Source organism: Nonomuraea sp. NPDC001699 (assembly GCF_053596455.1).
Genome location: NZ_JBSFGF010000065.1, coordinates 1 through 5,080 on the forward strand (window position 1 = coordinate 1; position 5,080 = coordinate 5,080).

Annotated in this window: 1 protein-coding gene; it reads right to left on the minus strand. The window is 71.5% G+C overall.

Annotation, left to right across the window (positions count from 1 at the left end; translation table 11 throughout):
* Positions 1 to 5,017, minus strand: a 5,017-nt coding sequence (locus tag ACWCSU_RS52635; RefSeq protein ID WP_449945188.1) for a type I polyketide synthase, incomplete at its 3' end; no start/stop codon positions are given.
* Positions 5,018 to 5,080 lie beyond the last annotated feature (63 nt).

Here is a 5,080-nt window from a genome sequence, read left to right on the forward strand (position 1 = left end):
CCGCCCGCTCGGCACCAGCGATCACCGTCGACGACGGACCGTTCACCGCCGCGACCGACACCCCGGCAAAACCGGAAACCTCCACCTCGCCAGCCGCCACCGCCACCATCACCCCACCAGCGGGAAGCGCCTGCATCAACCGAGCCCTCGCCGAAACCAGCGTGCACGCATCCTCAAGCGACAACACCCCAGCCACATGCGCAGCCGCCAACTCCCCGACCGAATGCCCCACCAGCACATCCGGCCTGAGGCCCCACGACTCCACCAACCGGAACAACGCCGTCTCCAACGCAAACAAAGCCGGCTGCGCAAACCTCGTCCGATCCAGATCCTCCCCAACAAAAGAATCAAACCTAGCCGCAACCTCATCAAACGCCCGAGCAAACACCGGGAACCGCTCATACAGCCCCCGCCCCATCCCCACCCGCTGACTCCCCTGCCCCGTGAACAGAAACGCGAGCCGCGGCTCCGAGCCGACCACGCCGCGCACCACGCCGGCACCGGGGCGGCCCTCGGCCAACGCGCTCAACCCGGCCAGCGCACTCTCGCGATCCCCGGCGACCACCACCGCCCGATGCTCGAACACCGACCGCGTCGTCGCCAGCGAGAACACCGCGTCGCCCAGATCCACGCCGTCGTCCAAGCAGGACGCCAGCCGCTCGGCCTGCGCCCGCAACGCCTGCTCGGACCGGCCCGACACCACCACAGGAACCGGCGCCTGCACCGGCTCCGCATCCACGTCCAGAACCGCCGGGCCCTGCTCGATGATCACGTGCGCGTTGGTCCCACTGATCCCGAACGACGACACGCCCGCCCTGCGCGGACGACCGCTTTCCGGCCACTCCACCGACGACGTCACCAGCTCGACGGCACCCTCAGCCCAGTCCACATGCGACGACGGCGCATCCACATGCAACGTCCGCGGCACCACACCCGCACGCATCGCCATGACCATCTTGATCACACCAGCCACACCCGCAGCCGCCTGCGAGTGACCGATGTTCGACTTCACGGAGCCGAGCAGCAACGGCTGATCACCGGCACGGCTCTGGCCGTACGTGGACATCAGGGCACGCGCCTCGATCGGGTCCCCCAGCCGCGTGCCGGTCCCGTGGGCTTCGACCACGTCGACGTCCGAGGACGAGAGCCCCGCGCCTGCCAATGCCTGCCGGATCACCCGCTGCTGCGACGGCCCGTTCGGCGCCGTCAGGCCGTTGGACGCGCCATCCTGATTGACGGCCGACCCGCGCACGACGGCCAGCACCTGGTGACCGTTGCGCCGGGCATCCGACAGCCGCTCCAGCACCAGCACACCCACACCCTCGGACCAGCCCACGCCGTCCGCGGCTTCGGAGAACGACTTGCACCGCCCGTCCTCCGACAGCCCGCGCTGCCGGGCGAACCCGATGAAGGTGTTCGGCGTGGACATCACGGTCGCCCCGCCCGCCAACGCCAAGGAACATTCCCCCGAGCGCAGCGCCTGCGCCGCCAGGTGCAACGCCACCAACGACGACGAACACGCCGTGTCCACGGTCACCGCCGGGCCCTCCAGCCCCAAGGTGTACGACACCCGGCCGGAGGCCACGCTCGGCGCCGTGCCGGTGCCTTCGTAGCCTTCGACGGCGTCGCGCTGGCCGAGCCCCTCGACGACCTCGCCGACGGCGACCTGGTGCAACCGACCGGCCGCGTTGCCCAGGGCCAGGCCGTAGTCGTTGTACATGACCCCGGTGAAGACGCCGGTACGGCTGCCGCGCAACGACCCGGGCTCGATCCCCGCCCGCTCCACCGCCTCCCACGACACCTCCAGCAACAACCGCTGCTGCGGATCAACCGCCAACGCCTCACGCGGCGAGATCCCGAAGAACCCCGCGTCGAACTCATCCGCCTCGTGCAGGAACCCACCATGACGGGTGTACGACGTCCCCACCCGGTCAGGATCCGGATCGTAGATCCCCTCCAGATCCCACCCCCGGTTCACCGGGAAACCAGTGATCGCGTCGGTCTCCGCCATGACCAGCCGCCACAGATCCTCCGGCGACTCGACCCCACCCGGATAACGGCACGCCATCCCCACGATCACGACCGGGTCGTCCGCGACCGACCGTGCCACCGGCAGCTCCGGCGCAGGTTCGGGCTCCACCGGACCGGAGAACTCGGCGGCGAGGAAGTCCGCGACGCCGCGCGACGTCGGGTAGTCGAAGACCAACGTCGCCGGCAACGACAACCCGGTCGCGGCGGCGAGCTGGTTGCGGAGTTCCACCGCGGCCAGGGAGTCCATGCCCATCGTGCTGAAGGCCTGGTCGGGCCCGACCAGGTCCCCGGACGCGTGGCCGAGCACCGCCGCCACGTGCCGCCGCACCAGTTCCTCCAGTTCCCGGTGGCGCTCGTCCACCTCCAGCCCGGCCAGCCGCCGTCCGGAGCCGCCCTGACCGGCGACCGCGCGCACCACCCGCCTGGCCGCGGGGACCAGCAACCGCAGCAATGCGGGCAACTGCTCGCCTCGACCTCGCAGCACGTTCACGTCCACCCGCAACGGCACCGTCACCGGCTCGTCCGCGCGCAGGCTCAGGTCGAACAGCCGCATCCCCTCGTCCACGGACAGGGCGGGCAGCCCCAGCCGGGCCAGACGGTCACGGTCGGCGCCGGACAGCTCCGCGCTCATCCCGGTGGTCACATCCCACAGCCCGTAGGCCAGCGAGTTCGCCGCCAGCCCGAGGGAGCGCCGGTGGGCCGCCAGCGCGTCCAGGCACACGTTGGCCGCCGCGTAGTTGCCCTGGCCCGCCGCCAGCACCAGGCCGCCCGCCGACGACACCAGGACGAACATCACCAGCGGCAGCTCCCGGGTCAGCTCGTGCAGATGCCAGGCCGCGTCCGCCTTCGGGCGCAGCACCGCGTCCAGCCGTTCCGGCGACAACGACTCCACCATCGCGTTGTCCGCCACGCCCGCCGCGTGGACGACGCCCACCAGCGGCGCCGACTCCACCACCTGCGCCAGCGCCTCCCGATCGGCGACATCGCAGGCCACCACCCGGACCTCGGCCCCGAGGGAGGTCAGCTCCTCGACCAGCCGCCCGGCTCCCTCGGCCGCCGGTCCGCGCCGGCTCACGAGCAGCAACGACCGCGCGCCGTGATCGGTCACGAGGCGACGGGCCAGCAACGCCCCCAGCCCGCCCGTCCCGCCCGTCACGAGCACCGTCCCCTCAAGCGACCCGCTGTACGGCGTCGCAGCCTCGCGGAGGAAGCCCCCGGGCTGCCCAGTCGCGTCCGGGTATGGCTCAGAGCCGGACTCGCCGGCCGTGGGCTTCGGCATCCTCGCGAGCCGCGGCACCAGGAACGCCCCCGACCGCATGGCCAGCTCGGGCTCCCCGCTCGCCACCGCCATACGCGCCGCCGCGTCCTTGTCCTGTCCCTCCTCCAGGTCCAGCAGCACGAACCGCCCCGGATGCTCGGCCTGCGCCGCGCGCACCAGCCCCCACACCGGCGCGACCGCCACGTCGGCACTCTCCACCCGGCTGACCGCCACGGCCCTCCTGGTCACCACGACCAGCGGCCCCGCATCCGAACCCGCCAGCCGTTCCTGGAGCGCTTCCAACACGCGGCCGACCACGGCACGCAGCACGTCTGGCACATCCCCTGCGGGCCGCTCCGAGCAGTCCAGCAGTTCGGCTACGCCGGCGTCGGGGGCGGGCAGGTCGATCGGGTTCCACGCCACCCGGAACAGGGGCGGCTCACCCGGTTGCTCCGCCGACACGGGACGAGCCACCATCGATCCGGCCGACAGCACCGGACGCCCGTTCTCGTCGGCCACGTCCAAGGTCAACGTGTGCTCACCCGTGTGCCGCACCCGTACGCGCACCGTCGAGGCGCCCGCAGCGTGCAGAGCCACCTGCTGCCACACGAACGGCAGCACCGCCCGCCCGCCCCCGGTTACGCCGGAGGGGTCGACCAGCGACACGTGCATCGCCGCGTCCAGGAGGGCGGGGTGCATCCCGTATCGCCCTGCCTCGGCGGCCTCCCGCTCGTCCAGGACGACTTCGGCGTACAGCTCCTCCCCCCTGCGCCACGCCGTACGCATGGCCTGGAACGCGGGGCCGTAGCCATAGCCGATCTCGGCCAGGTGCTCGTACGCGCCCGCGAGGTCGAGCTCCGTCGCTCCGGCAGGCGGCCATGACACGAGGTCGAAGCCTGGCTCGGCTGCCTGCTCCGTGAGCACGCCCTGCGCGTGCAGCGTCCACTCGCCACCATCGTGCTCGTCCACCCGCGAGTACACACGCACCGCCCGGCGACCGCCCTCGCCGGCACTGTCCACCACCACCTGGATCTGGACGCCACCGGAGTCGGGCAGTGTCAGCGTCGCCTGCAACGCCAACTCCTCGACCACCGCGCAGCCGACCTCGTCACCCGCGCGGACGACCAGCTCGACGAACCCGGTTCCGGGCAGCAGCACCCGGCCCATGACCTGGTGATCGGCGATCCACGGATGGGCCGGCGCCGACAACCGGCCGGTCAGCACCACCCCGCCGGACTCCGGTGAGGTGACCACTGCCCCGAGAAGCGGGTGACGCACCGCCCCCAGCCCCAGCCCGCGCACATCGCCGCCGCGCCGGACGCTCGGCCAGAAGCGCTCCTTCTGGAAGGCGTACGTCGGTAGCTCCACCTTTCGCGCACCGGGGAACACCACCTGCCAGTCGATCGACACCCCGTGGACATGCAGCCGGGCCAGCGCGTTCATGATCGTCTTTTGCTCGCCCTGGTCCTTGCGCAGGGCGGGGATCAGTACCGCGTCCGGGCCTAACGTCTCGGCGGCCATCGCGGTCAGCACGCCGTCCGGGCCCAGTTCCAGGAACGCCTGGGCATCCGCCTCCCGTACGGCATCAGAGAACCGGACCGTGCCCCGAACCTGGTCCACCCAGTAATCCGGCGAACACACATCCCCTGAGGTGACGATCGGGACCCGCGGCGAGTTGTACGTCAACCTGCGAGCAACCGCACGGAAATCCTCCAGCATCGGATCCATCAACGACGAGTGGAAAGCGTGCGACACCCGCAACCGCCTCGTCCTGAACCCACGCCCCTCCAG